This is a genomic window from Candidatus Pelagibacter sp. HIMB1746 (assembly GCF_052047555.1).
Classification (GTDB): domain Bacteria; phylum Pseudomonadota; class Alphaproteobacteria; order Pelagibacterales; family Pelagibacteraceae; genus Pelagibacter.
This window is the reverse complement of sequence record NZ_JBNAJZ010000001.1, coordinates 190031-214966: the sequence shown is the minus strand read 5'-3', so window position 1 is coordinate 214966 and position 24936 is coordinate 190031. Positions and strand designations below refer to the sequence as shown.

Sequence of the window (24936 nt, the reverse complement as noted above, 5' to 3'; positions counted from 1 at the left end):
TTTAAATAGTTCTTATTTTTTTTATATATATATTTTAGAAGTTTCGAAAAATCTCAAATAAGATAATTATTATGCAAAAAAATTTACAATAAAGGATAACGAATGAGCGAAGTAAAATCAGATATACAGATAGCTAGAGAAGCTAAAATGCAACCAATAAATGATATTTTAGCAAAGATAAATGTACCTGATGAAAGCTCTGCGTTTAGTCCTATGGGCAGACATATTGCAAAAATAAATTTAGAATATTTAGAGCAACTAAAAGATAAGCCAGATGGAAAATTAATTTTAGTAACTGCTATTACCCCAACCCCAGCAGGAGAAGGAAAAACTACAACTTCAGTTGGATTAAATGATGGTTTAAATAAAATTGGAAAAAAATCTATCGTATGTCTTAGAGAGCCAAGCTTAGGTCCTTCTTTTGGTATGAAAGGTGGAGCAGCTGGTGGAGGTTATGCTCAAGTCGTTCCAATGGAACAAATAAATTTACATTTCACAGGTGACTTTCATGCAATTACATCTGCTCATAATTTATTATCAGCATTAATCGATAATCATATTTATTGGGGAAATAAACTGGATATCGATGTTAGAAGAATTGTTTGGAAAAGAGTTATGGACATGAATGATAGATCGTTAAGATCTATAAATATAAATTTAGGTGGTGTAGCAAATGGTTTTCCAAGAGAAGATGGTTTTGATATTACAGTTGCATCAGAAATAATGGCAATCTTTTGCTTATCAAATGATTTGGAAGATTTAGAAAAAAGAATTGGAAATATAACTATTGGTTATACTAGAGATAAAAAACCAGTTTATGCGAAAGACTTAAATGCTCAAGGTCCTATGACAGTTCTTTTAAAAGAAGCTATCAGACCTAATGTTACACAAACTTTGGAAAATAATCCTGCAATTATTCATGGTGGTCCGTTTGCAAATATTGCTCATGGTTGTAACTCGGTTATCGCAACTAAGACTGGTTTAAAATTAGCAGACTATGTTGTAACTGAAGCGGGATTTGGTGCTGACCTTGGTGCAGAAAAATTCTTAGATATTAAATGTAGAAAATCAAATTTAAAACCAAGCTGTGTTGTAATTGTTGCAACTATAAGAGCTTTAAAAATGCACGGTGGTGTTGCTAAAGATGATTTAAAAAATGAAAATGTTGAAGCTTTAAAAAAAGGGTTAGTAAATTTAGAAAGACATATTCAAAATGTTAAAAAATTTGGTTTACCTGTAGCTGTAGCAGTTAATCACTTTATAAAAGATACTGATAATGAAGTGAAAGCACTTATAGATTTTTGTGATAATTTAGGTGTTAAAGCTAGTCTGTGTACTCATTGGGCAAATGGTGGTGAAGGTACAAAAGAATTAGCAGCTCATGTTTCAGAATTATGTGAAAAAGATGAAGCTAAATTTCAATTTTTATACGAAAGCAAAACACCTTTGTTTAAAAAAATAGAGACTATTGCAAAAGAAATATATAGAGCAGATGAAGTAATCGCTGATACAAAAATTAGAGATCAACTTAAAAACTTTGAAGAAGCTGGATATGGTGATTTACCAATTTGTGTTGCAAAAACTCAATACAGTTTTTCAACAGATCCAAATCTTAAAGGAGCGCCGACAGGTCATGCTTTACCAGTAAGAGAAGTAAGGCTATCATCAGGCGCAGAGTTTATTGTGGTTATTTGCGGTGCAATCATGACTATGCCTGGATTACCTAGGGTTCCTGCAGCTGACTCTATTAAACTAAATGAAAAAGGTGAGATTGAAGGATTATTCTAAGTTAAGATAATCTAACCAATTCTCTAATTCTCTCATTCTGGAAATTTTATCTAATTTTTTGTTTTCTATTTCTATATTTTTAATGTGATCATCAATATGATTTTGGTCTTTAAAAGCACCACGTTCTATAAGTCTATCTTTTCTAAAAATAATTAAGTTAATCATCTTGTTGTAAGTAATTTCTGGATGATACTGAAGGCCCCACACATCACAATTTCCAACTTTAAAATTTAAACCTTGAACATTATTAATTGGGTTCGAAGCTAGCAGTGTAGAATTTTCTGGAAGAGTTACAACTTCATCAAAATTAAATGCTGGAGTATTAAACTTTTTATTTTTGTTTTTATACAATGGATGATTTAAACCATTTTCATTAATTTCAATATCTCTTGCAATCCCTCTGTGTGACCCCTTCTCAGCTTTTTTTACTTCGCCACCAGCGGCAGTTACTGCAACTTGCATCCCCCAACAAATCGCTAGAACTTTTTTAATTTTTTTCTGACACTCTTTCATAAATTCTATTTGTCTTAAAATTTCAGGTGTCTTGTTATAAATATTTAAACTACTTCCACCCCAAATAAGACCATCATAACTTTCTAGTGGATCAATATTCTCGCTTATATTTTCATCTGAAGAGGGATTAACCACATCTATATTTAGTTTATCAGTGAAATGAGAAAGACTATGTTTTAAGCTTTCTGTATGAGTTTGAATACCTGCCTCTGTAAAACTTTGATTTTCCTCTTGTAAATTACCTTCTACTACCAAAATTTTCTTCATTAAAATAACTCTCCTGAAATACTTTTTTTATAAATTTCTTTTAAATCATCTTTTGTTATTTTTTTTGGATTGCCTCCTGTAGATGGATCTTCAAATGCCATTAAAGAGAGTTTTTCTAAATCGATTTCATTACAGTCCATAACATCTGAAAGTTTATGAGGGATGTTTAATTCTTTACGCAAATTTAATATCCATTTTAAAAAGCTTTCAAATGTACTATTTAGATTAAGATAATTACAAATAGATATAATTCTTTTTTCAATAACTGATTTATTGAAAGTTAAAACATAAGGCATAAATATCGCGTTACTTAAACCATGATGTACATCAAACTGTGCATTTATCGGATGACTTAGAGAATGTATTGCGCCCAGACCTTTTTGAAAAGCAGTAGAGCCCATACTAGACGCTGCTAACATTTCAGATCTAGCTTCTATATTCGTGCCATTTTTATAAACCTCTATTAAAGAATTTTTAATTAACCTCATACCCTCAAGCGCAATACCATCTGCCATCGGGTGAAACCCAGGTGCACAAAAAGCTTCAAGATTGTGAGCAAGTGCATCCATTCCTGTTGCAGCTGTTATTCTTGGTGGAAGATCTTTGGTTAAATTTGGATCTAAAATTACAATAGAAGGTAAAATTTTTGGATGAAAAATTATTTTTTTTATTCCTGTTTCTTCATTTATGATGGCTGAAGCTCTTCCTGTTTCTGAGCCTGTTCCTGCAGTGGTTGGAACAGCTATAATTGGAGAAATTTTATTTCCATCAGCTCTTGTCCAATAATCACCTATATCTTCAAAATCCCATATAGGTCTTTTTTGACCGCACATAAAAGCTATTCCCTTTCCAACATCTAATGCACTACCTCCTCCAAAGGCAATTACTCCATCACATTTTTTTTCTACATATAAAGAGACCCCATCCATTACGTTTTTTCCAGTTGGGTTTCCTGAAAATTGTGAAAATACTTGTAAATTATCAAAGTCTTTTTTTAATTTTTCAATTACTTTTGAAGTCATTGGTAGATTTAAAAGATCCTTGTCAGTTACAAAAAGTGGACTTTTAATTTTTAAGTTCAAACAGGCGTTTGCAAGATCTTCTATTTTACCTGCTCCAAACCAAATAGTAGTAGGATAATTCCAATTCATATTATTTATCTAAAAAGAATATATTTATTTGATTAATTAATCACTTAAAAATTAATTATTTATTAAATCTAAATATAATGCAGCAGACCAAGAAAAATTATTAGCTCCATAAGGAGTTCCTGATTTACAACTGTAGTATTCATGAAAATCCTTTTCATGTATTAAATCCAATGTGTGTGATTTTATTCTATCGGCAAATTCAGGATCTTTTTCTAATAATCCTTTATATAAAATCCAGTTACAATTAATCCAAACAGGTCCTCTCCAATACCTTATCTCCTCAAAATATTTACTATCAGGTTTTATCGAAGAAAAAAAATATTTTTCATTCAAATTATATTCTTTTAAACTTTGAATTACCGAGTTATTTATTTCTTGATTTTTTAAATCTGCAAACAATATGAAATAATTTGTAATTGAAGGGATTTCTAATGATTGCTTATTTAAAACATCAAATGAGTAAAATGAATTATCAACTTTGTTATATAAACTAATTAATTTATTCTCAGTTTGTATTATTTTTTTTTGTATTGATGTGCAGTCAATATTATTTTTTGTTGCAATATAGACTAGATCTTTGCAAGCTTTCAAAAATAAAGAATTAAAACCTATATCAGCGACATTAAACATTGAAATATCATAGAGTTTTTCAGGATTATATTTTTCATTTCTGAACTGATTTAAAAGAGTAATGTAACAATCATAGTCCCTTTTAAGTGGTCGTACATCACTACTTGAAACATCTAAATCTCTTCTTTTGTATTCAAGATTTTCTTCAATTAAAATTTTACTTAAAGGAAAATCCCATAAAGGTGAATTATCTGTGCCACTTTCCCATGGATGTAATATAGAAACTAAACCAGTATCATTTGGGTCTCTATATTTGTAAAACCATTCTAAATAATTTTTTGTTTTTTTTACTAAATTCAAAATTCTTTCCATTTCACTAGAACTAAATTCATGCTTATCCAACATTAATTTTAAAATACTTGAAACTATAGGAGGTTGAGTTATTCCAGATGATGGAATTTTTTCGCCACACTGCCAAGTATTATGATTTGGAAAATAATTTTCATCCTTATGATGAAATAAAATATGAGGAACCATACCATCAGACCATTGTCCTTCGAACAACTTTTCTATCTCAACTATTGCGTATTCTTTATTAAAATAAGAATAACCGAGTGCTATATATGCTGAGTCCCAATTCCATTGTGCTGGGTATAACTTATTATTTGTAGGTAGAGTATATCCCTCACGCCTATTATTTAATAAAATATTTTCAGCTTCTCTTTTTAACGAACTCATTAACCCTTAACGCTCCCTGATGTTAATCCACTAACTAAATATTTTTCAAAATAAACAAAAATAAATAAAATTGGTAAGGTTACAACAACAGAACCAGCCATCAAATATTGTCTAGGCGTTTCAGCCCCTACATTTAAAAACTGAATTGCTCTTGATAATGTAAATGAGCTAGGGCTATCTAAAAACATTAGTGAAAATAAAAACTCATTCCAAGCAATCATAAATACATATAATGCTACAGAGGCAATTGCTGGTAAGCTTAAGGGTAAAATGATTTTAACAATAATTCCAAACCAATTTTGTCCATCCATTATACCTGCTTCTTCAAGTTCCTTTGGTATACTTTTGAAATATCCTTGGAGCATATAAATTGCCACTGGCAGTGTTGTAGCTGTGTAAATAATCAATAATCCAAATACAGAATTTCTTAAACCTAACTGGCTAAAAACAGTGTAGAGAGGAATTACAAGCACAATCGCAGGAAACATATATATAATTAAAATAGATGTAGACAAAAAGTGTTTTCCAAAAAAGTTTAATCTTGCAACTGCATAAGCTGCTGGGATCCCAAGTAATAATGTAATTATAACCGTACCTACTGAGACAATTGAACTATTAAGCATATACTTACCAAAATTATATTCTGTAAAAACTACAATATAGGATTTGAATAAGATTTTTATATCTTGTGTTAAATCAACACTGAAATCTAAAGGATTAATTAATAAAAGAGCTTGAGTTTTGAAACTTGTTACTAACATCAAGTAAAATGGGAATAAAATTACAAAAGAAAAAAAGATTATTCCAAATAAAGTTAAAAAATCAAAAAATATAATTTGTGCTGAAAAATCGTAACTAAAATGTTTCTTGTTATAATTAAATAGCTTATTAACAAAAAATAACAGGATCAGAAATGTACCTATATAATGCCATATAGGTAAAGAACTATTAATAAAATAATCAACTAAAACAAACACAGATGCTAATAAAATTACTTTAAATAACTTGTTTAATTTTTCACTTAAGAAAATTGAAATAATAGAAATTATAATTCCACTTAAAAAATAAAAATTGAAGTTTAAAGTTTTAAGTTCAATTCCTTGTAATGTTGAAAGAATTTTCCAAATAGAAATTAGAGAAAATAAAAAAAATGAAGAAATTAAACTGAAAGTAATAATTGATTTAACTCTCATTGGCTCTTTTTCCTATCAGTTTAAAATAAATTAACATGAAAAATAAAAGTAATATTACAATCACCATTGATACTGCCGATCCCATACCAATGTTTCCTATTGAAAATCCCTGTTCATAAACATTAATTGGAAGTGTTCTGGTACCTGATGCACCACCTGTTAATAGAAAAATATCTTCAAACTTGTTAAAATTCCAAATAAATCTAATCATAAACAAAATTGAAATCACTGCTGTAATCTGCGGCAATGTTATATTCATAAATTTGGTGTAAGGACCTGCTCCATCAATATCTGCCGCCTCATAAAGTTCCTTAGGAACTGCTTGAAGTCTTGCTAAAATAAAAAGGAAAGCCAAAGGAAAATATCTCCAGATTTCAAATATAATAACAGTTGTTAACGCTAATCTTAATTTAAATTCAAAACCGAAAACAAAAATAGATACATACTTTTGACCCAACAAATTTATTGGCTTATCTATAATATTATAATTCAGTAGCAGATTGTTTAAAGTACCACTATTAGGATCTAATAAGAGCTCCCAAGTAAATGCTAAAGCCACAACTGGAGCTACATAGGGAAACAATAAAGTGCTTCTAACAAAGCTTCGACCCCTAAACTTTTGATTTACCATTTGGGCTGACAAAATTCCAAAAACAATTGCACCCACAGTTCCAAAAAAAGTATAATAAAATGTTGTTAATAATAAATCTTTAAATTCATAGTTTGTGATTACTTTTTTAAAATTTGACAAAGTAAAATCACTTGTCAAAAGAATGTTATCTGCTTTTCCTTTTAAATTAGGTTTATTTAATTTAAATTGTTTTTTATCAATTTTTTCACCATTTTTTGTTTCAAAAAAAATTACAAATTGCTCTCTGTATTTTTTTGACCAATTACCAAAATCACACTGAACTTTATTTGATAAAAACTTGCATCTCTGATCTAAATCAATTGGTTTAACATTACTTGGGAATTTATCGTGGAATTTAACATTTCTAATATCTTGAATTAAGGAACTATTTCTTAATTTATAAATAATCTTAATTTTTGTATCTTGGTTTTTAATAGATTTGACTATTTTTTTTGCTCTTGGCTCTGGAATTCTTATATCTTTTAATTGAACTTCTTTAAAACTAATCCAAACGTTTGAAAATATTGGAAATAATACTATTGCAAATACAATTAGAACTGCTGGCAAAGTTAAAGCATAAGCAGTTCTTTTTTCTATTTTTGAAAGTGAATTACTCATAAAAAAAGCGGATAATTAATATTATCCGCTTTTTTATAAAATTAAAATTAATTGAACTGTGCTAATGCAGTATTGATCATATCAACTGCTTCATCAACATCAATTTGATCATCAATATATAGTCTTGTTATTCTATTAATGAATTGAGAATTGATAACTTTAGAAGCTCTAGAAAGTTCACCTTCTTTAACTCCCCATCTGCTAGCAGTATCTAAACCAGCTACAATGTTATCGATAACATCTGCTGAATAAAGATCAGTTAATGGAGCTTTTCTATCCACTCCTACTGGAAGTTTTGACCAAGCTTTAGTATACGCAGCTGGATCACTTGCATTACCTCTTCTTACAGGAAATTTCCCTTCAGGAGCAATTGCTAAAGTTGAAGTATATCCTTCGTCCATAGAATAAAGAATAAACTGCTTAGCTTCATCCGTATCTGCGTCAGCTGTTATACCAAAGTATCTTACATCTGCCCAAGCAGCACCTTTTTTATTATTTGGTCCACTAAAGTTTGTAATGAAACCAGTTTTTGATGCTAACTCGCTTGATGTTGGATCATCATTTATTGTTGGAGGAGCGGAATCTCTTAATCCTGCTAATTCATCCATAATAAATGGAGACCAGATAATCATTGGAGTTTTACCTGCAAAATAAAGTTCTCTCGATTGTTTCCAGTATAATTCACCTTCTGGACTAGCTTTTGCAATTGTTTTGTAAAACTCTAAAGCTTTTTTAAGTTTGTTTCCTTGTTTTTTTATACCACCTTTTTTAACTACGTTAACTCCATTAGCCAATAATACATGTTCTAAAACCTGACTCATAAAGTTTTCATCTGTTTTCGTAGCAGCAACAAATCCAAACATATCATTTGATGATAGTGCTTCTATTGCTTTAGTGATATTTGCATAACTAGTTGGTGGCTCTAAACCAGCTTTCTCAAAAAGATCTTTTCTATAAACGATCATTTGAGTCCAACCATCAACTGGAACAGCAGCAATTTTTGATCCTTGCTTAGCCATATTTAAAGCACCAGGTGCAAAAGTTTTCTTACCCAATTCTTTAACAACATCATTGTTAGCATCAACATCTAAAATTCCTGCTTCAGCCCATGGCAATACATATTGTAGTGTATGATAAATTACATCAGGTAAATCACCTGCTGCAGCTGCAGCTGTTGCTCTTTTACCTAATTCTTTTTCATCTATTGGAATAACCTCAACTGCAATACCAGTTTTTGCTTCGAATGCTTTAGCCATATCTTCTTGCTTAGCCATTCTTGCTGGTTGAGTTTCAGTTGTCCAAAACTTAATATCTGCAAAAGCAACATTGTTTATAAAAAATGCTACAGCAGATAATAGTATTAAAGTTTTTTTAAACATAATTACCTCTTGTTAATTAATTTTTTTAAACCTTAATATTTTTTAGAAAAAATTTCTTATGCAATAGTGTCATCCCTATTATGAGGTAATTTCAAAAATTATAAAAAAACCTTTATTTAAAGGCTAAATTATTGCTGTCGAATAAATGACATTTGCTTAGATCGAATCCTAAACTAAGACTATCTCCAACGTTGACTTTGCTAGCACCATCAGTTTGGACTACTAATGGCTCTCCCTCTTTTTCTAGATATAAAAAAGTAGAAGAACCTAATTTTTCAATCACGAATACCTTACTCTCCCAACATTTTTCACCATTATTTATTAAGATGTGCTCAGGTCTGATACCAATCTTTACATTATCTCCAGGTGAAACTTTATCTGAGGTTTTTGGAACGATAATTTTTCCTTGTCCTGAAATTTCAACTTCGGTTCCAGAATTATTAGAACTTATAACTTTAGAATTAATAAAGTTCATCTTTGGTGAACCAATAAACCCACCTACAAATAAATTTTCAGGTTCATTGTAAAGTTTTAAAGGTGATCCTTTTTGAGAAACAATACCTTGATCTAATACAACTATATCATCTGCAAGTGTCATTGCTTCTGTTTGATCGTGTGTAACATAAATCATTGTTGCATTTAATTGATCATGTAATTTAGCCAATTCTACTCTCATCTGAACTCTTAAAGCTGCATCTAAATTAGATAAAGGTTCATCAAACAAAAATACTTTTGGTTTTCTTGTAATGGCTCTACCAATTGCAACTCTTTGTCTTTGTCCTCCTGACAATTGCTTTGGTTTTCTCTCTAAGTATTCTTCAATTTGAAGAATTTTAGCAGCTTCCATAACCCTTTCTGTAATTTCTTCTTTAGATTTTTTTTCAATCTTTAATCCAAAAGCCATGTTATCAAAAACAGTCATATGTGGATACAATGCGTAAGATTGAAATACCATTGCGATATTTCTTTCTTTAGGAGGAAGATCATTCACAACTTGTCCATCTATTGAAATTGTTCCTGAGTTGATCTCCTCTAAGCCTGCAATCATTCTTAACATTGTTGATTTACCACATCCGCTTGGTCCAACTAATACAGTGAAAGATTCACTTTTAATATCTAGAGACACATCTTTGATCACATGTGTAGATCCAAAAGATTTATTTATGTTCGAAATATTTATCTCAGCCATCTTAAATTAATATTTATATTGTATTTTCAGTTTATTTTTGATTATATTTATTTAGGATATTTATAAACTGGAGAAAACACAATGAGCAAAATTGCAATTATTGGAGCAGGACCCTGCGGTCTATCAATGTTAAGAGCATTCGAACACTTAGAAAATAAAGGTGAAAAAATTCCTGAAATAGTTTGTTTTGAAAAACAAGAAGATTGGGGAGGTTTGTGGAACTATAATTGGAGAACAGGTAGTGACCAATATGGAGATCCAGTTCATAATAGTATGTATAGATATTTATGGTCAAATGGTCCTAAAGAATGTTTAGAGTTTGCTGATTATTCTTTTGATGAACATTTTGGACAACCAATTCCTTCTTTTCCGCCAAGAGAAGTTTTGCAAGATTATATTCTTGGAAGAGTAAGCAAAGGCAAAATTAAAAATAAAATAAAACTAAACACAAGAGTTACAAATGTAACTTTCAGCAATGAAAAATTTGAAATAACCTACCAAGACAAAGTTAAAGATGAAATTTCAAAAGATACATTTGATTATTTAGTTGTTTCTACTGGTCATTTCTCAGTTCCTTTCATTCCTGAATATAAAGGAATGAATTCTTTTCCAGGAAGAATAATGCACTCACATGATTTTAGAGATGCCGAGGAATTTAGAGGAAAAGATGTGATAGTTTTGGGAAGTAGTTATTCAGCTGAAGATGTTGCTTTACAGTGTAATAAATATGGAGCTAAAAGTGTAACTATTGGATATCGGAATGCACCTATGGGATTTAAATGGCCTGAAGGTATGAAGGAAGTTCATTATCTGGATAGATTGGAAGGAAAAAAAGCAATTTTTAAAGATGGTACTGAACAGGATGCAGATGCAATAATATTGTGTACTGGTTACCTGCATCATTTTCCATTTCTAGATGAAAGCATAAAGTTAAAAACACATAACAGATTGTATCCACCAAAATTATATAAAGGAGTTGTTTGGCAAGATAATCACAAACTTTTATATCTTGGTATGCAAGACCAATTCCATACTTTTAATATGTTTGATTGCCAAGCTTGGTTTGCAAGAGATGTGATCATGGGAAAAATTAAAATGCCAAGTGCTGATGAAATCAACAAAGATATCAATAAATGGGTTGCTATGGAGGAAAAATTAGAAAACCCAGATCAAATGATTGATTTTCAAACTGAGTACACAAAAGAACTTCATGATATGTCTGACTATCCAAAAATAGATTTTGAATTAATCAGAAAACATTTCAAAGAATGGGAACATCATAAAGTAGAAGATATCTTAACTTACAGAAACAAATCGTTTTCATCACCTGTTACAGGTTCTGTTGCACCTATACACCATACTCCATGGGAAACTGCGATGGATGACTCGATGAAGACTTTTTTAAATAAATAATTAATAGTTAACTTTTAATTTTTTATTTTTTGTGATTGCACTTAATAGTGCATGCATAAGTGGTATTTTATTTTTATTAATTTTTTTCAATATGTAAGGTGCAATCTCTTTAGCTAGATCTGCGCCCTCTACTGTATCATTTTTCATAAATTTATTTTTTGCAACTTTAAAAGTAAAACCTTTTCCTAAATATTCACCCATTTTACTGTTTCTTCCTCCAACTGCACTAACATATAAGTCACCCACTCCAGCTAACCCATGAACTGTTTCTTTTTTACCTCTAAAATATTTTATTAAATATTCCATTTCATCTAATGATTTTCTAAATAAAGCTGAAGCAGTATTTTCACCTTCACCTGATCCAATAATCATTGAATATATGTTTTTAATTGCAGATGAAAATTCAACACCTTTTACATCACTTGAATATTCTGTTTTGTAATATTTAGTTGAGATTAATTTTCCTATATTTTTTGCAATATTAATATCCTTATTTGCTATCACGGTGTAACTTTTGATTTTTTTTGCCAACTCTTTTGCCAAACAAGGTCCTTTTAATACTGAAATATTTAAATTTTGATTTCCTTTATTTAATTGCTCCGACATAGTAATAATTTTTTTATTATTTCGATCATATTTAAGACCTTTGGTCAAAACGAGAATAGAAACTTTTCTCTTTATATTTTTTAAATGCTCTCTAACCATTTCAATTCCAATAGAACTTACTCCAACTACAACTAAGTCCCATTTTTCATTAAGTAAGTCTGATGAAAATTTTTTGATAGAAACTTTTTTTGATAATTTAAGTTTTAATGCAGGATGAAATTTGTTTTTTGTTATTAATTTATTTAAGAGATCTTTACTGTAAGGCTCGGTTAAAGTTACTTTATGATTATTATCAGCAAGGGGAAAAGTAAATGCAGCGCCCATTGCGCCCGCTCCTATTATTAAAACTTTTTTCATAAGACTAGTTACGCTAAAGTTTTTTTAATTGCTAGTTTCCATCCTGCTAAAAGTTCATTTCTTAATGTTTTTTTAATATTTGGTGAGAAAACACGATCTTTTTTCCACATATTTTTGATTTGATTTAAAGATTTATATTCTCCTATTTGAAGTCCAGCTAATAAAGCTACACCCAAAGCAGTTGTCTCTAATATTTTTGGTCTAACTACTTTTAAATTAATAACATCAGCTAAAAATTGTGTGAACCAATTATTTGCAACCATTCCACCATCTACCTTGACTATTCTTGGTTTCAAACCATCCTTGTTCATTGAATCAAACAAATCAAAACTTTGATAACCAACAGACTCTACCGTTGCTCTCACTATACTTTTCCAGTCACTGTCTCTTGTTAATCCTGTAATTACTCCTCTAGCATCTGGTCTCCAATAAGGTGCTCCCATTCCGCTAAAAGCTGGTACAACAAAAACACCATCGTTAATTTTAGAGGATTTTGAAATTTTTTCAGTTTCAGGTGCTTTTTTTATCAATTTTACTTTATCTCTTAGCCATTGTACTCCTGCGCCAGCTATAAAAATTGAACCTTCTAAGGCGTAAGTATTTTTATTATTTAATCGATAGCAAATAGTAGTCAGTAATTTGTTCTTCGAATTAATTTTTTTTGGACCAGTATTCATAATAACAAATGCACCAGTACCATATGTGCTTTTTATAGATCCTTTTTCAAAACAAGTTTGTCCAAATGCTGCAGCCTGCTGATCACCAAGAACTGCGGAAATTGAAATTTCAACTCCTGTAATTTTTTTATCTGTTTTTCCAAAATTATCTGCTGAGTTTTTGACTTCAGGTAAAATCTTTTGTGGAATATTTAGTTTTTTTAAAATTTCTTTATCCCATTTATTACTATTAATATTATACAACATTGTTCGGCTTGCATTAGATGCTTCAGTTAAATGATGTTTACCTTTTGTTAATTTCCAAATTAAAAATGTATCTACAGTCCCAAATAATAAATCATTTGAACTAAGAAGTTTTTTTGAAATTTTAACATTGTCTAAGATCCATTTAATTTTAGTTGCTGAAAAATATGGATCTATGAATAATCCAGTTTTATTTCTAAATGAGTTTTCATAATTTTTTCTCTTAAGTAATTTACAGTATTCTTGGGTTCTTCTATCTTGCCATACAATTGCATTATAAATTGGCTTTCCTGTTTTTTTATTCCATAAAATTGTAGTTTCTCTTTGATTTGTAATTCCAATTGTAAGTATGTGACCTTTTAATTTTTTTGCTTTATTGATTACTTGTTTTAAAGCTTTAAGTGTTGTGGACCAAATTTCATTTGGATTATGTTCGACCCAACCATTTTCTGGAAAATATTGTTTAAATTCATATTGTGAAACAAAAATAATATTACCTTTTGTATCAAATAAAATTACTCTTGAAGATGTCGTTCCTTGGTCAATGGAAATAATAAATTTTTTCAATGGACTAAGCTATACCTAAGTGTTTTTTTCTTTTCTCAACCCAAGTTCTTATTAAATTATCAAAAATCAATCCTATGAAAGCAACACAGATACCTAGGGTTAAACCAATTCCAGCTCCATTTTTATCTGACAAAGCTTTTAAAATATATTGTCCAAGATCTTCTGTTCCAATAAAAGCCCCGATAATGACCATAAATAAAGCAAATACTATTGTTTGATTTATCCCAAGCATCATATGAGGGAAAGCCAAAGGAAACTCAATCTTAGTTAATCTTTGAAATTTATTTACACCAGACATTGTTGCAGCTTCATGTAAACCAGCAGGTACACTTCTTAAACCTTCAATAGTATATCTAGTTGCTGGAATTGTTGCATAAACAATTACAGCAATCAAAACTGAAGTATCTGTAATTCCAAATAACATCATTACTGGAATTAAGTATACGAAAGATGGAAACGTTTGAAAAATATCACAAACTCCTAACATAAATGCTGCAGACTTTTTATTTTGGAAACATAAAGTTCCAACTGTAAAACCTATTAAACAAGAAACAACTACGCCAAAAGTTGCCATGTACAATGTAACCAATGCTCTATCCCACCATGGACTTAATGCTATAAATAAAGTTAAAGCAGCAACAACTAATGCTGATCTAATTCCTCCAATTAAATAACCAGCACCCACAGCCAATACTAAAGTAGCAACCGCTGGCATTCTTAAATACAGAGCTCTCATTGGTTGGAGCACTTCTGTAATTAACCATGTGTTAAATGCTTTTATATAAACAAAAAATGTATCAAAAATCCAATCAACACCCTTGTTCCAAAAATCAGCTGTTGAAAATCCTTTATTGTGTGGAACTTCAAATAAATAATTAAACGTGTCTTTAAAAATAAACGTTCCAATATAAGCAAGAATAGCTCCAACTATTATTGATCCACCAAAAAATATAATATTTTTATTTCTTTGGAAAAAAGTAAGATTACCAAAATAATCTTGTTGTTGGTTTGCCCAAGCCAATGACATCTTATCTAATAAGATTGCAATCAAACTAATACACAAACCTGCTTCAAGAGCTAACCCGATATTAAGTTGGTTTAAAGCAAGTAATAAGTTAAATCCTAATCCTTTAGCACCAATAAACGCAGAGATTACTGCCATAGAAAAACAAACCATAATAACTTGGTTAACTCCAATTAAGATATCTCTTCTTGCGGTTGGAATAAGCACTTTAGTCATTAATTGCCAATTTGTACAACCACTCATTCTTCCTGCTTCGATGACTTCTGGAGGAACTGCTCGTAGTCCAAGAACAGTTAATAAAATCATCGGTGGAACTGCAACTACCATTGTAATTATTACAGCTGCATGATCACCAACACCAAATAACACAAGCGCAGGAACTAATACTGCATATTGAGGCATAGTTTGCATCACTAAAAGAATTGGATACAAAGCATTTTCTACTCGTTTACTTTTATAAGCAGCAATACCTAAACTAATACCGAATACAAATGACAGAGGCACAGCCACTAATATAAAGGAAAGTGTTTGCATTGAAGGTTTCCACTGACCAAAGATTGAAATATAAACCATTGTTAAACCTGCAAATAAAGCAAGTCCTATACCACTTAGTTTATATGCAAGTATTGTTGCACCAGCTGCAACGATAGTCCAAGGTAAGCCTGGTAATTCTAACCAAGGATAAGCATCAATAAAATCCCAGCTAGTGAACGCAACTATGGTTTCTAACCCTCCAAGTAAAATTTCTCTAATCAATTCAATTAAAAACGTCATAAAAGAGGTTAAATTTCTACTTATCTCTAATAACAGCGGTCTTGTTTTAAACTCTTGAGTATCTTCATTCCAAAACTCCATCGGCATCCACTCATTCATCAAGAAAAATAAAGAGTCGTTTATCCAAATAGGCAACCATCCAAGTAAAGGTGGTAATCTCCAAAACACATCGAAAGCATAATATCGAACTTCTTTACCTAGAAAAAAATAAACACTTTGGTTAGGATCTTTTACAAATTCTGCTTGGCCTCTTATAAATTTATAAGTTTCAGGAACATCTATTGCAAAACAGAGGGCAAAAAATACAACCAACAAAAATATCCATTGAAACAACTTTGGGTATTTTTTTAAATATTCCATGGTCTAGCTACTATTTTTTCTTCCTCCAAAAACTGTATCAATAATTGTTGAAGGTTTTATTGAACCAATAATATTGTTATTAGAGTCAACAACCCCTACAATTTTTTCTTGGGTAAGAATTTTTTCTGCAACATTTTCGATAATGTCATCTTTTGAAACTTTTATATCTCCTAAATTATCTTTAGTTGAACTATCCATTACATCTTCAATGACTAAAACTTTTTCTCTTGGAACTTCTTCAGTAAATTTTCTTACGTATTCTGTAGCTGGATTTAAAACAATGTTAGCAGGTGTATCTAGCTGTTCTATAATACCATCTTTCATGATCGCAATTCGATCCGCTAATTTTAAAGCTTCATCAAAATCATGGGTGATAAACATAATTGTTTTTTGTAATTTTTCTTGAAGTCTTAAAAACTCATCTTGCATTTCTTTTCTTATTAATGGGTCTAATGCTGAAAATGGTTCATCTAAAAACCAAATGTCGGGTTCCACTGCCAAAGACCGAGCAATCCCAACTCTTTGTTGTTGACCTCCTGAAAGTTCTCTTGGAAAATAATTTTCTCTACCATCAAGTCCAACTAGTTTGACCATTTCCATTGCTCTACTGATGCTATCTTCAGTCTTAATACCCTTTATCTGAAGAGGGAAAGCGATATTTTCTACAACTGTTTTATGAGGCAACAAGGCAAAGCTTTGGAAAACCATTCCCATTTTATTTCTTCTAAGCTCAATTAATTCTTTATTATTCAATTGAAGTAGATCTTGACCTTCTATGAAAATTTTTCCTCCAGTTGCATCTGTTAATCTTGAAATACATCTTAGTAATGTTGATTTACCTGATCCAGATAAACCCATTACTACTAGCATTTCTCCTTTTGAAACTTCAAACGAAGCGTTGTTAACTCCAACTATGCAACCGTTTTCTTGAAATGTCTTTGCATCTACATTGCCGTTGGACTCTTCAAGCATTTTTTTGGCATTCTCACCAAAAATTTTATAAACTGACTCACACTTAATAACGGTCTCAGACATAAATCTTTTTAAAGTTATATGAAATTCAATAAAATTTAAATGTTAATTATTGTAACCTTTCATCATTAAAAATTCTTAATATAGTAAACTCTTGTATCAATACCTGTACTTAAAAAACTCAAAGCTTCTCCACTAACAGTAATGGTTTCATCTACCCCAACATTGTTTCCGCTTACTGTAAAACCTGCATAACACTTACCTTTTTCTTGATCCCATTTAACAAAAGTTTCATCAATTTTATTTCCATTGATTGTATAAATCTCATGTGCTCTAAAATTTAAAAAATTAGCGCCCATAATTGCTCGTTGTGGAATTAATTTTGTGGCTTTACATACTTGCTCATATACTTCATCAGTTAATCTATAGTGATCAGTTCCATCGAAGGATACTAATATTCCTGAAGGTAATTTAGATATTAATTCACTCAGTTTTCTTTCTTCAGCAATTCTTTGTTCTTCCAATTTCATTTTTTCTACAAGCTCGTCTCCTCCTCCAAATATTCCATTTAAAACAGCAAAAAAAGCTATCACTATTGCTGTAACAATAACTAAACCAATAAATTGCTTTGTTGAGTTTGAATTATCTTCAATTTTATTTAAACTATTTTCTTTTGACATTACTCTTGTAACTTTCCGTTTACCCAAGTGCCTGATTTTTGTTTTCCATCTGCCCAAGTAAATGTTCCTTGTCCATTCATAAAACCTTTGGACCATTCACCGTCATAAGTAGATCCATCTGGAAAAGTTAAAACTCCTTTTCCGCTCCATTGACTATTTTTAAATTCACCTTTGTAAATATATCCGTTTGGCCATGTCTCAACTCCTTGACCTTCTTTTTTAGTTGCAACCCACTCACCTTCATAAGTTGTCTTATCGGTATAAATCCATTTACCAAAACCATTTTCACAGTTTCCTTCTTTACATCCTGTACTTCGGGCAAATGCAGATGAGTTAATTAAAGAAATTAAAAATATGAAAATTATAAATTTTTTCATTTTGTCACTTTACACAAATTAGAATAAAAAAAAATCCCCCCCAAACAAGTTGGGGGAGATTTTAATTTTTTAACTTTTACCCTTATTTAGTAAAAGGTTTCCAAACTGACTCATTATCAGCTAACCATTTTTTAGCTGCATCTTCGTGAGTCATTTTATCAACATCAACTAAAGCTGCCATCGCACCAATGTGACTTGTTGAGAATGACATCTTTTTAAATGCTGCTGCTGCGTCTGGGTGAGTTTTTGGGAAATCCTCATGAACAGCTTTTTTCAAGTAACCATCAGGAGAACCACATTTACCATCACCACCATCTTCTGGTCTGCAACCTGCTGTGTATGGAGGGAAGTCAATAAATGTAAAACCAGCACCATCTGTAAAGTTTGGTGTCCAGTTAAAGATTATAGTTCCTCTTCCTTCTTTTTCAGCCGCTGCTAATTCAGCCCAAAGTGCATCTGCACCTCCAGCAAATTTAACCCACCAAAGATCACCTAAACCTAAAGCTTCAACTCTTTGAGGAATTAAATCACCATGCCAACTTTGAGGTCCTTCCAACATTCTTCCTTTTCCATCTGGAGAGTCAGGTGTTGTAAAGTTTTTAGCACAGTCTGGATTTTTTAAAGCTGTCCAATCTGGTAGACCTGGGCACAAACCTTTTTCAACAACCCAGTTTGGGTAACCCATATCTTCAAGAGTTCTTGCCTCATGATCACCCCAGTCAAGTAAACCACCTTTATCTAAAGCAGTAGTAAATGACTTACCGAATGCAGACTCCCATACTTCGTGAGAAATAGTTACGTCTCCAATTCTTATTGATTCATAAACTGCTTGTGAGTCAGCGTTTACATATTTTACATTGTTACCCATGCTTTCAAAAATTCCACCAATAACGTAAGCCATTACAATTTGAGATGACCAGTTATGAGTTGGGATTACGATGGGCTTTTTGCTATCAGCGTTAGAAATTCCTGAGAAACTTACTACAGAAATAACTAGAGCAGATAATAATGACATTATTTTTTTCATTTTTTTCCCCTCTATTAATATTAATATTAACACTCTATGTTAAAACGAATAGCTAGGTAAAGAATTATTAGTTCTAAAAAATATATATATATTTAATCAATAAAAATGGTGATAAAAAATATATCAATATTAAAAAATTTTAAAAATGTTTGGAACAAGTAAAGACATTAAAAATCCTGGACTAAATATTTTACCACCTGGAGTTGAACGACATATTGTAAATGGTGGCGCTCTTACTGCTTTTCAAATTTTTCCAGATGATGAAATAGAAATAATCAACGATGAAGGAAATCAAATTTGTGAAATAATTTGTTTTAATAAAGATGGAAAGTCAGAATTAGGAATTTTAAATTTAAAAGAAAACAGTCAAAAAAATTTCATAAGAGACATTTTAAATGGAAAAGATGAAACAATCTTAGCAACAAATTATCAATTAAAAAAAAGAAACTTAAATATAAAAGAGTCTAAATCATCAATAGTTTTTGATCTTGATACAAAAGCTGAAGAAAAGATTAAACTTAAGTCAAAAGATAAATGTTATGCAATCTTTGCTGCACCAGGTGAAGATATGGATGTTACCAAACAAAATCCACCAACAGATTTAACTATTTTTATTAAAAGAGCGAAAGTTATAAATGATAAAGAGTTGAGTGTTATACCTGATCCAGTTTTTGAACCACTTTATGAAGAAAACATAGATAAAGAAACTTCAACATCTTACCAAGTTAAAGAAGGAGATTATATTCAAGTTATAAGTCCAACTGGAAGACAGTGTTCAGACTTTGTGGCATTTGATACAAAAAAATTAGAAAAAGGAATCGAAAAAGGGTTGGATTGGCAAACTACTAGAACTTTTATGGGAAACACTTTTCCTGGTCCTGGATTACATTCAAAATTTTATGATACTGATCATGAACCCTTAGTAGAAGTAATAAGAGATACCGTTGGTAAACATGATACTTTTAATCTTGCATGTACTTCAAAATATTATGAAGATGCTGGTTACTTTGGTCATCCTAATTGTTCTGATAATTTAACTGAGAGTATGTCTAAATATGGAGTTCAAAAACAAAAAGGATGGCATGCAATTAATTTATTTTTTAATACTTCAGCTGCTGGATTAAATTCAGTAATATCTGATGAATCTTATTCTAGACCTGGTGATTATGTAATGTTTAGAGCGTTAAAAGATTTAACAATTGGTACTACAGCTTGTCCTAGTGATATTGATGCTTGTAATTCATGGAATCCTACTGAAATTTTTGTTAGAACTTATGACAAAAATAAAGAATTTAGAAAGTCATTTGCTTTTCGAATGAAAACAGATTCAGAAAAAAAATTAACAAGAAATTCAGGTTTCCACGAACGTACATCTCAACTAACAAGAAATTTTGTTGATGCGAGAGGTTTTTGGCTTCCAAATGATTATACAAAACACGGTATAGTAAACGAATACAATGCCTGCAGAAATGATGCTGTTTTAATTGATTTATCTTCTCTTAGAAAATTTGAAATAATAGGTCCAGACGCTGAGGAATTATTAAACTACACGCTTACCAGAAACATTAAAAAATTATCAGTTGGTCAAGTTGTATACTCTGCAATGTGTTATGAAAATGGAATGATGTTTGATGATGGAACATTATTAAGATTAAGTGAAACAGGATTTAGATGGATATGTGGTGATGAATATGCTGGAGAATGGTTAAAAGAAATAGCGAAGAAAAAAAATTTTAATGCGAATGTTAAAAATTCAACCGACCAAATTAGTAATGTTTCTATACAAGGTCCAAAAAGTAGAGATATTTTAAAAAAGATAATTTTTACACCACCTACTCAACCATCTATTGATGAACTTGGTTGGTTTAGATTTACAATTTGTAGAATTGAAGAATTACAAGGTATTCCGCTAATTGTTTCTAGAACAGGTTATACAGGTGAACTTGGTTATGAAGTATGGTGTCATCCAAACCATGCCCCTGAAGTTTGGGATAAATTAATGGAAGCAGGAAAAGATGATGGTTTAATTCCTGCTGGTTTTGCTGCTCTTGATAAACTTAGAATAGAAGCTGGATTAATTTTATTTGGAAATGAATTTGATGGTCAACAAGACCCCTTTGAAGCAGGGATTGGTTTTGCAGTTCCCTTAAAAACAAAAGAAGAGGACTTCATTGGTAAAGAAGAATTAATAAAAAGAAAAAACAATCCACAAAAAAAATTGGTTGGATTAGAATTAATTGGAAAAGAAATTGCAGGTCATGGTGATTGTGTTCATATTGGTAGAGCTCAAGTGGGTATCGTTACAAGTGGATGTCTATCATCAACTCTAAATAAAAATGTAGCTCTTTGTAGAATAGATGCTCAATATTCTGAAATTGGAACAGAAGTTGAAATTGGAAAAATAGATGGTCACCAAAAAAGAATTAGTGCAAAAGTCGTAGGGTTTCCATTCTATGATCCAACTAAATCAAGAGTAAGATCTTAAAAAATGCCAAAAGAAAAAAAAACCCTATTAGATTTCTGGGAAGAGCAAATGAAACAATCCCATACTTCTAGTAATTATTTTTTCAGAAAGTCACCTTCTCACTATCACATGATGTTATTAGTTATGTCAGCTTTTAAAGAAGGAACAAAACTATCTGTTGAGGAATTGAAAACAAAATTATTTAAAACATCTAGGCCAAAATCAGCTTTAATAATTACTGAGGCTTGTGAAAAAGGATTCTTTAAACTGGAAAAAACTTCAACTGACCAGCGAATTAAAAATATAGTCCCGAGCGAGTCATTTATTAAAGAGTTTAATGACTATTTAGATACGCTCAAAAACATAAGTTATTAAATAAATTTTGATAACTGAAAAAAATATCTAATTTTTATATATAAAATTTACTTCTATAAATAATTATATTAATTGCTCGCATCAAAAAATAGTGTTTTGATATGACGACATTACCTTCAAAAGCAAAAGTAGTGATAATCGGTGGTGGAATACACGGTTTAAGTACTGCATGGAAACTTTCAGAAACTTACAAAAATCCTGGCGACATAGTTGTATTAGAAAAAAAAGATACAGCTGCTGGTGCAAGTGGAATTGCATGTGGAGTTGTAAGAAATAATTATTTTCAGCCAGCAATGAGAGAGTTGATGGCTCATTCAGTTTCAGTTTGGGAAAGTGATCCTAAAGCATTTAAATATAATCCAGTTGGATACTTACAAATATCTCCAGAAGTAATGCATGAAGATGTTGCAAGTATATATGAACAACAAAAAGCAATTGGATATGAGTCTGTTTTTATTGAAGGTGAAAAAGATTGCACAACTTACATGAAGGGAATTTTTGATGATTGGCAAGCTCAAGGCATCACTTCTGTACTTCATGAGAAAAAAGGTGGATACGCATTTAATAAAGATTCAATTAAAGCTTTAGAGAGTAAATCTACATCTAATGGTGTTCAAGTTATGAAAGGTGTAAGAGTAACCGGTTTTAAAAAAGGAAGTAACAGTCAAGCAGTAACTGGTGTTGAAACTGACAAGGGAACTATTGAGTGCGAACAAGTTGTTGTTGGTGCAGGACCATGGGCAAGAGATTTTTGGAATATGTTAGAGCTACCAAAGACAGCTCACATAAAAGGTAAAGATGGTAAGATGCATGAAACTGATATGTGGACTTACTGGATGCTTCAAGAAGGAGTTATCGGTGTTGAGCCAGATTTCTTAAAAACAAATGATGGTAAACAACCACCTGTGGTTCACGTTGACTCAACAGCACCTTTATACTCTGACAAAACAAAAAAATTATTAACAGATAAAATTTGGGGAATTTATTATAAACCTGATATCGAAGGTTTAGGTGTACAAGGTGGAACTTCTCCTTACATTGTTAAAAAACATTTTGATCAAGTAAATGTTGATCCTTATGGAATTGAGTCTCCAGAGTATCAAACAACAGACGCTTTTAGTGAAATGTGGTGTTCAGCACTTGCGCATTGCCAAAAAAGATTTGAAGGAAAATCAGACTTATACAGAAAAGGACCATCAGGTGGTTTAGGATGTATGACGCCTGACTCTTTTCCTATCTTCGATAGATTTTTTGAAAACGTTTACATGATTGCTGATGCTAATCACGGATATAAAATGATTGGTGTTGGTGAACTTGTTGCAAAAGAAATTCTTGGTACTGAAAGTGATTTATTGAAGCCGTTTAGATTCAACCGTTACGAGAAGGGTGAACTTCATCCGACTTCTAACAGTCCGTTCCCTTGGAGTTAAACTCTAAGCCTAGACACGAATAAAGTTTTCAGCTACGCTTGAATAATTAATAATTCATTGAGGGGTGAAAATGACGGATCTAGAAAAACATGTTAATCAGCCAGGTAGAGCTAAACTAGTAAAAAAAGTTCGAGAAAAAATTAACGAACTTGGAATAACTTATATTTATTATCAATTTATTTCTGTAACAGGAAGAGTAGTGGGTAAAGGTATACCTGCAGATCACTGGGAAAGAACAGCAGAAAAAGGATTTCAATTAGTTTACGGAGCAACAGCAAACTTATTTTTAGATCGTCACAATAACTACATTGGTTATGGTCCAGAAGCTATGGAGCTTGTTGGAATACCTGATCCAGAAACTTTTGTACAATTACCTTGGGACAAAAGAGTTGGAAGAGTTTTTGTAACATGTTTTAGAAACAGAGAAGAAAGAGAAAATCCAGGTGGTCACTTAACTTCAGACTGCAGAGGAAATCTAAGAATTTTCATGGATGAATTTAAGAAAAAACATGGTCTAGAATTAAGAGTTGGTACTGAGCCTGAGATGATGTGGTTAACAAAAAATGAAGATGGCACCCCTACAGGTAAAGGTTTTTCAAAACCATTCTGTTATCACATTGATCAATTTGAGTCGTTGAGACCAGTATTTATGAAGGTAATTGAATATGCAAAAGCAATGGGACTTGATATGATTCAAGGAGACCACGAAGATGCACCAGGTCAATTAGAATTAAACTGGACTTATGATAACGTCTTAAGAAACGCAGATAGATTATCAACATACAGACAAATTTGTGCTCAAGTTGCAAGAGAACATAATTTGATAGCTTGCTTTATGACTAAACCTTTTATGGGAGTTTCTGCAAGTGGATGTCATACAAATATGTCTTTGTGGAAAGGTGGAAAAATTAAAGTAAACAAACTTGGAAACAAAAATCTTCCAGGTGTTGAAGAAGTGTTTAGTTACGTTGAAGGTGGAACGAATACTTTTATGCCTGATACTAAAGACATGCAGTTACCAGGTAAAATTGGTTTGCAATCAATTGCAGGTATCATGGAACACTTGCCAGCACTAACAGCATTAGGATCTTCTACAGTTAACTCTTATAGAAGATTATGGGATCAAGGTTTCTGGGCGCCAGTTTATGCTGACTGGGGATACCAAAATAGAACATGTGGATTAAGGGTTTCTGCACCAGGTAGATTTGAATACCGATCAGTAGACTCTATGCATAATCCATACTTATTAGGTGCAGCGTTACTAAAAGCATGTGATCATGGAATTAGTAAAAAATTAAAACCAGCTGCTCCTGAGTCTAGAAATATTTACGAAGCTCAAAAGGCTGGTAAAGATGTTAAAAAACTTCCATTAAGTCTTGGTGAAGCTTTGGCTAGACTTGCAGAGGATGAAGTAATTAAATCTGCAATGCCGGATGAAATGTATAAAGTTTTCCATTGGTACAAAAACGATGAGTGGGAAAGATTCTTGGGTGCTACAACTCAATGGGATCTGGATACTTATCTTGATTGCTTACCGTAGGTCATAAAATAAT

General features: G+C 31.3%; 20 protein-coding genes. 6 read left to right on the top strand and 14 right to left on the bottom strand.

Annotated features, from left to right (window positions below):
- The first annotated feature begins 102 nt into the window (after positions 1 to 102).
- Entirely contained in the window at positions 103 to 1788 is a 1686-nt protein-coding gene (locus ACTTBM_RS01160) for a formate--tetrahydrofolate ligase (RefSeq protein WP_440614111.1), read from the top strand.
- Here ACTTBM_RS01160 and ACTTBM_RS01155 read toward each other — a convergent pair.
- The 7 genes from ACTTBM_RS01155 to ACTTBM_RS01125 all read right to left on the bottom strand — a co-directional run bounded on the left by ACTTBM_RS01155 (position 1780) and on the right by ACTTBM_RS01125 (position 10037).
- Complete coding sequence (locus ACTTBM_RS01155; protein ID WP_440634373.1) at positions 1780 to 2568, bottom strand: type 1 glutamine amidotransferase; 789 nt, start codon at positions 2566 to 2568, stop codon at positions 1780 to 1782. The genes ACTTBM_RS01160 and ACTTBM_RS01155 overlap by 9 nt on opposite strands.
- Positions 2568 to 3728 carry an iron-containing alcohol dehydrogenase gene (locus tag ACTTBM_RS01150; RefSeq protein ID WP_440634614.1) on the bottom strand — a complete coding sequence of 387 codons (1161 nt, stop codon included), beginning with the start codon at positions 3726 to 3728 and terminating at the stop codon, positions 2568 to 2570. The genes ACTTBM_RS01155 and ACTTBM_RS01150 overlap by 1 nt, the downstream gene beginning before the upstream one ends.
- Positions 3729 to 3770: 42 nt before the next feature.
- Positions 3771 to 5027 (bottom strand): MGH1-like glycoside hydrolase domain-containing protein, encoded by a 1257-nt coding sequence (locus tag ACTTBM_RS01145; RefSeq protein WP_440634372.1) that lies wholly within the window; start codon positions 5025 to 5027, stop codon positions 3771 to 3773.
- On the bottom strand, positions 5027 to 6220 hold the full coding sequence (locus ACTTBM_RS01140; protein ID WP_440634371.1) for a carbohydrate ABC transporter permease: 1194 nt from the start codon (positions 6218 to 6220) through the stop codon (positions 5027 to 5029). The genes ACTTBM_RS01145 and ACTTBM_RS01140 overlap by 1 nt, the downstream gene beginning before the upstream one ends.
- Positions 6210 to 7469, bottom strand: a complete 1260-nt coding sequence (locus tag ACTTBM_RS01135) for a carbohydrate ABC transporter permease (RefSeq protein ID WP_440634370.1) — start codon at positions 7467 to 7469, stop codon at positions 6210 to 6212. The genes ACTTBM_RS01140 and ACTTBM_RS01135 overlap by 11 nt, the downstream gene beginning before the upstream one ends.
- 47 nt (positions 7470 to 7516) lie before the next feature.
- On the bottom strand, positions 7517 to 8848 hold the full coding sequence (locus ACTTBM_RS01130) for an ABC transporter substrate-binding protein (protein ID WP_440634369.1): 1332 nt from the start codon (positions 8846 to 8848) through the stop codon (positions 7517 to 7519).
- A gap of 112 nt (positions 8849 to 8960) precedes the next feature.
- Entirely contained in the window at positions 8961 to 10037 is a 1077-nt protein-coding gene (locus tag ACTTBM_RS01125; protein ID WP_440634368.1) for an ABC transporter ATP-binding protein, read from the bottom strand.
- A gap of 81 nt (positions 10038 to 10118) precedes the next feature.
- Here ACTTBM_RS01125 and ACTTBM_RS01120 point away from each other — a divergent pair, with 81 nt between their 5' ends.
- The gene (locus ACTTBM_RS01120; RefSeq protein ID WP_440634367.1) at positions 10119 to 11450 is read left to right on the top strand and encodes an NAD(P)-binding domain-containing protein; all 1332 of its coding nucleotides are present in this window, start codon (positions 10119 to 10121) and stop codon (positions 11448 to 11450) included.
- Here ACTTBM_RS01120 and ACTTBM_RS01115 read toward each other — a convergent pair whose 3' ends face one another.
- The 7 genes from ACTTBM_RS01115 to ACTTBM_RS01085 all read right to left on the bottom strand — a co-directional run bounded on the left by ACTTBM_RS01115 (position 11451) and on the right by ACTTBM_RS01085 (position 19114).
- Positions 11451 to 12413 carry a 2-dehydropantoate 2-reductase N-terminal domain-containing protein gene (locus tag ACTTBM_RS01115; RefSeq protein ID WP_440634366.1) on the bottom strand — a complete coding sequence of 321 codons (963 nt, stop codon included), beginning with the start codon at positions 12411 to 12413 and terminating at the stop codon, positions 11451 to 11453. It abuts the gene before it with no gap.
- Between the two features lie 8 nt (positions 12414 to 12421).
- Positions 12422 to 13900 (bottom strand): glycerol kinase GlpK, encoded by a 1479-nt coding sequence (glpK, locus tag ACTTBM_RS01110; RefSeq protein WP_440634365.1) that lies wholly within the window; start codon positions 13898 to 13900, stop codon positions 12422 to 12424.
- Positions 13901 to 13904: 4 nt separating this feature from the next.
- On the bottom strand, positions 13905 to 16058 hold the full coding sequence (locus ACTTBM_RS01105; protein ID WP_075506185.1) for an ABC transporter permease: 2154 nt from the start codon (positions 16056 to 16058) through the stop codon (positions 13905 to 13907).
- Positions 16059 to 16061: 3 nt separating this feature from the next.
- Positions 16062 to 17093 (bottom strand): quaternary amine ABC transporter ATP-binding protein, encoded by a 1032-nt coding sequence (locus ACTTBM_RS01100; protein WP_440634364.1) that lies wholly within the window; start codon positions 17091 to 17093, stop codon positions 16062 to 16064.
- 65 nt (positions 17094 to 17158) lie between these two features.
- Positions 17159 to 17710, bottom strand: a complete 552-nt coding sequence (locus ACTTBM_RS01095) for a hypothetical protein (protein WP_440634363.1) — start codon at positions 17708 to 17710, stop codon at positions 17159 to 17161.
- Positions 17710 to 18087 (bottom strand): hypothetical protein, encoded by a 378-nt coding sequence (locus ACTTBM_RS01090; RefSeq protein WP_440634362.1) that lies wholly within the window; start codon positions 18085 to 18087, stop codon positions 17710 to 17712. Before ACTTBM_RS01090 ends, ACTTBM_RS01095 begins: the two co-directional genes overlap by 1 nt.
- An 82-nt stretch (positions 18088 to 18169) precedes the next feature.
- Entirely contained in the window at positions 18170 to 19114 is a 945-nt protein-coding gene (locus ACTTBM_RS01085) for an ABC transporter substrate-binding protein (protein WP_262590397.1), read from the bottom strand.
- Positions 19115 to 19259: 145 nt separating this feature from the next.
- Between ACTTBM_RS01085 and gcvT the strand changes: the two genes are divergently transcribed.
- The 4 genes from gcvT (at position 19260) to ACTTBM_RS01065 (ending at position 24923) form a co-directional block, all read left to right on the top strand.
- Positions 19260 to 21599 (top strand): glycine cleavage system aminomethyltransferase GcvT, encoded by a 2340-nt coding sequence (gene gcvT / locus ACTTBM_RS01080; RefSeq protein WP_440634361.1) that lies wholly within the window; start codon positions 19260 to 19262, stop codon positions 21597 to 21599.
- 3 nt (positions 21600 to 21602) lie between these two features.
- Complete coding sequence (locus ACTTBM_RS01075) at positions 21603 to 21953, top strand: hypothetical protein (protein WP_262590395.1); 351 nt, start codon at positions 21603 to 21605, stop codon at positions 21951 to 21953.
- A 101-nt stretch (positions 21954 to 22054) separates the two neighbouring features.
- Positions 22055 to 23383, top strand: coding sequence for an NAD(P)/FAD-dependent oxidoreductase (locus tag ACTTBM_RS01070; RefSeq protein ID WP_440634360.1), 1329 nt, complete (start codon positions 22055 to 22057; stop codon positions 23381 to 23383).
- A gap of 70 nt (positions 23384 to 23453) precedes the next feature.
- Complete coding sequence (locus ACTTBM_RS01065) at positions 23454 to 24923, top strand: glutamine synthetase family protein (RefSeq protein ID WP_440634359.1); 1470 nt, start codon at positions 23454 to 23456, stop codon at positions 24921 to 24923.
- Positions 24924 to 24936: the final 13 nt, after the last annotated feature.

Coding starts and splice junctions, on each gene's coding strand:
- ACTTBM_RS01160 (WP_440614111.1), top strand. CDS start 103: ATGAGCGAAGTAAAATCAGATATACAGATAGCTAGAGAAGCTAAAATG.
- ACTTBM_RS01155 (WP_440634373.1), bottom strand. CDS start 2,568: ATGAAGAAAATTTTGGTAGTAGAAGGTAATTTACAAGAGGAAAATCAA.
- ACTTBM_RS01145 (WP_440634372.1), bottom strand. CDS start 5,027: ATGAGTTCGTTAAAAAGAGAAGCTGAAAATATTTTATTAAATAATAGG.
- ACTTBM_RS01140 (WP_440634371.1), bottom strand. CDS start 6,220: ATGAGAGTTAAATCAATTATTACTTTCAGTTTAATTTCTTCATTTTTT.
- ACTTBM_RS01135 (WP_440634370.1), bottom strand. CDS start 7,469: ATGAGTAATTCACTTTCAAAAATAGAAAAAAGAACTGCTTATGCTTTA.
- ACTTBM_RS01130 (WP_440634369.1), bottom strand. CDS start 8,848: ATGTTTAAAAAAACTTTAATACTATTATCTGCTGTAGCATTTTTTATA.
- ACTTBM_RS01125 (WP_440634368.1), bottom strand. CDS start 10,037: ATGGCTGAGATAAATATTTCGAACATAAATAAATCTTTTGGATCTACA.
- ACTTBM_RS01120 (WP_440634367.1), top strand. CDS start 10,119: ATGAGCAAAATTGCAATTATTGGAGCAGGACCCTGCGGTCTATCAATG.
- ACTTBM_RS01115 (WP_440634366.1), bottom strand. CDS start 12,413: ATGAAAAAAGTTTTAATAATAGGAGCGGGCGCAATGGGCGCTGCATTT.
- ACTTBM_RS01105 (WP_075506185.1), bottom strand. CDS start 16,058: ATGGAATATTTAAAAAAATACCCAAAGTTGTTTCAATGGATATTTTTG.
- ACTTBM_RS01100 (WP_440634364.1), bottom strand. CDS start 17,093: ATGTCTGAGACCGTTATTAAGTGTGAGTCAGTTTATAAAATTTTTGGT.
- ACTTBM_RS01095 (WP_440634363.1), bottom strand. CDS start 17,710: ATGTCAAAAGAAAATAGTTTAAATAAAATTGAAGATAATTCAAACTCA.
- ACTTBM_RS01090 (WP_440634362.1), bottom strand. CDS start 18,087: ATGAAAAAATTTATAATTTTCATATTTTTAATTTCTTTAATTAACTCA.
- ACTTBM_RS01085 (WP_262590397.1), bottom strand. CDS start 19,114: ATGAAAAAAATAATGTCATTATTATCTGCTCTAGTTATTTCTGTAGTA.
- gcvT (WP_440634361.1), top strand. CDS start 19,260: ATGTTTGGAACAAGTAAAGACATTAAAAATCCTGGACTAAATATTTTA.
- ACTTBM_RS01075 (WP_262590395.1), top strand. CDS start 21,603: ATGCCAAAAGAAAAAAAAACCCTATTAGATTTCTGGGAAGAGCAAATG.
- ACTTBM_RS01070 (WP_440634360.1), top strand. CDS start 22,055: ATGACGACATTACCTTCAAAAGCAAAAGTAGTGATAATCGGTGGTGGA.
- ACTTBM_RS01065 (WP_440634359.1), top strand. CDS start 23,454: ATGACGGATCTAGAAAAACATGTTAATCAGCCAGGTAGAGCTAAACTA.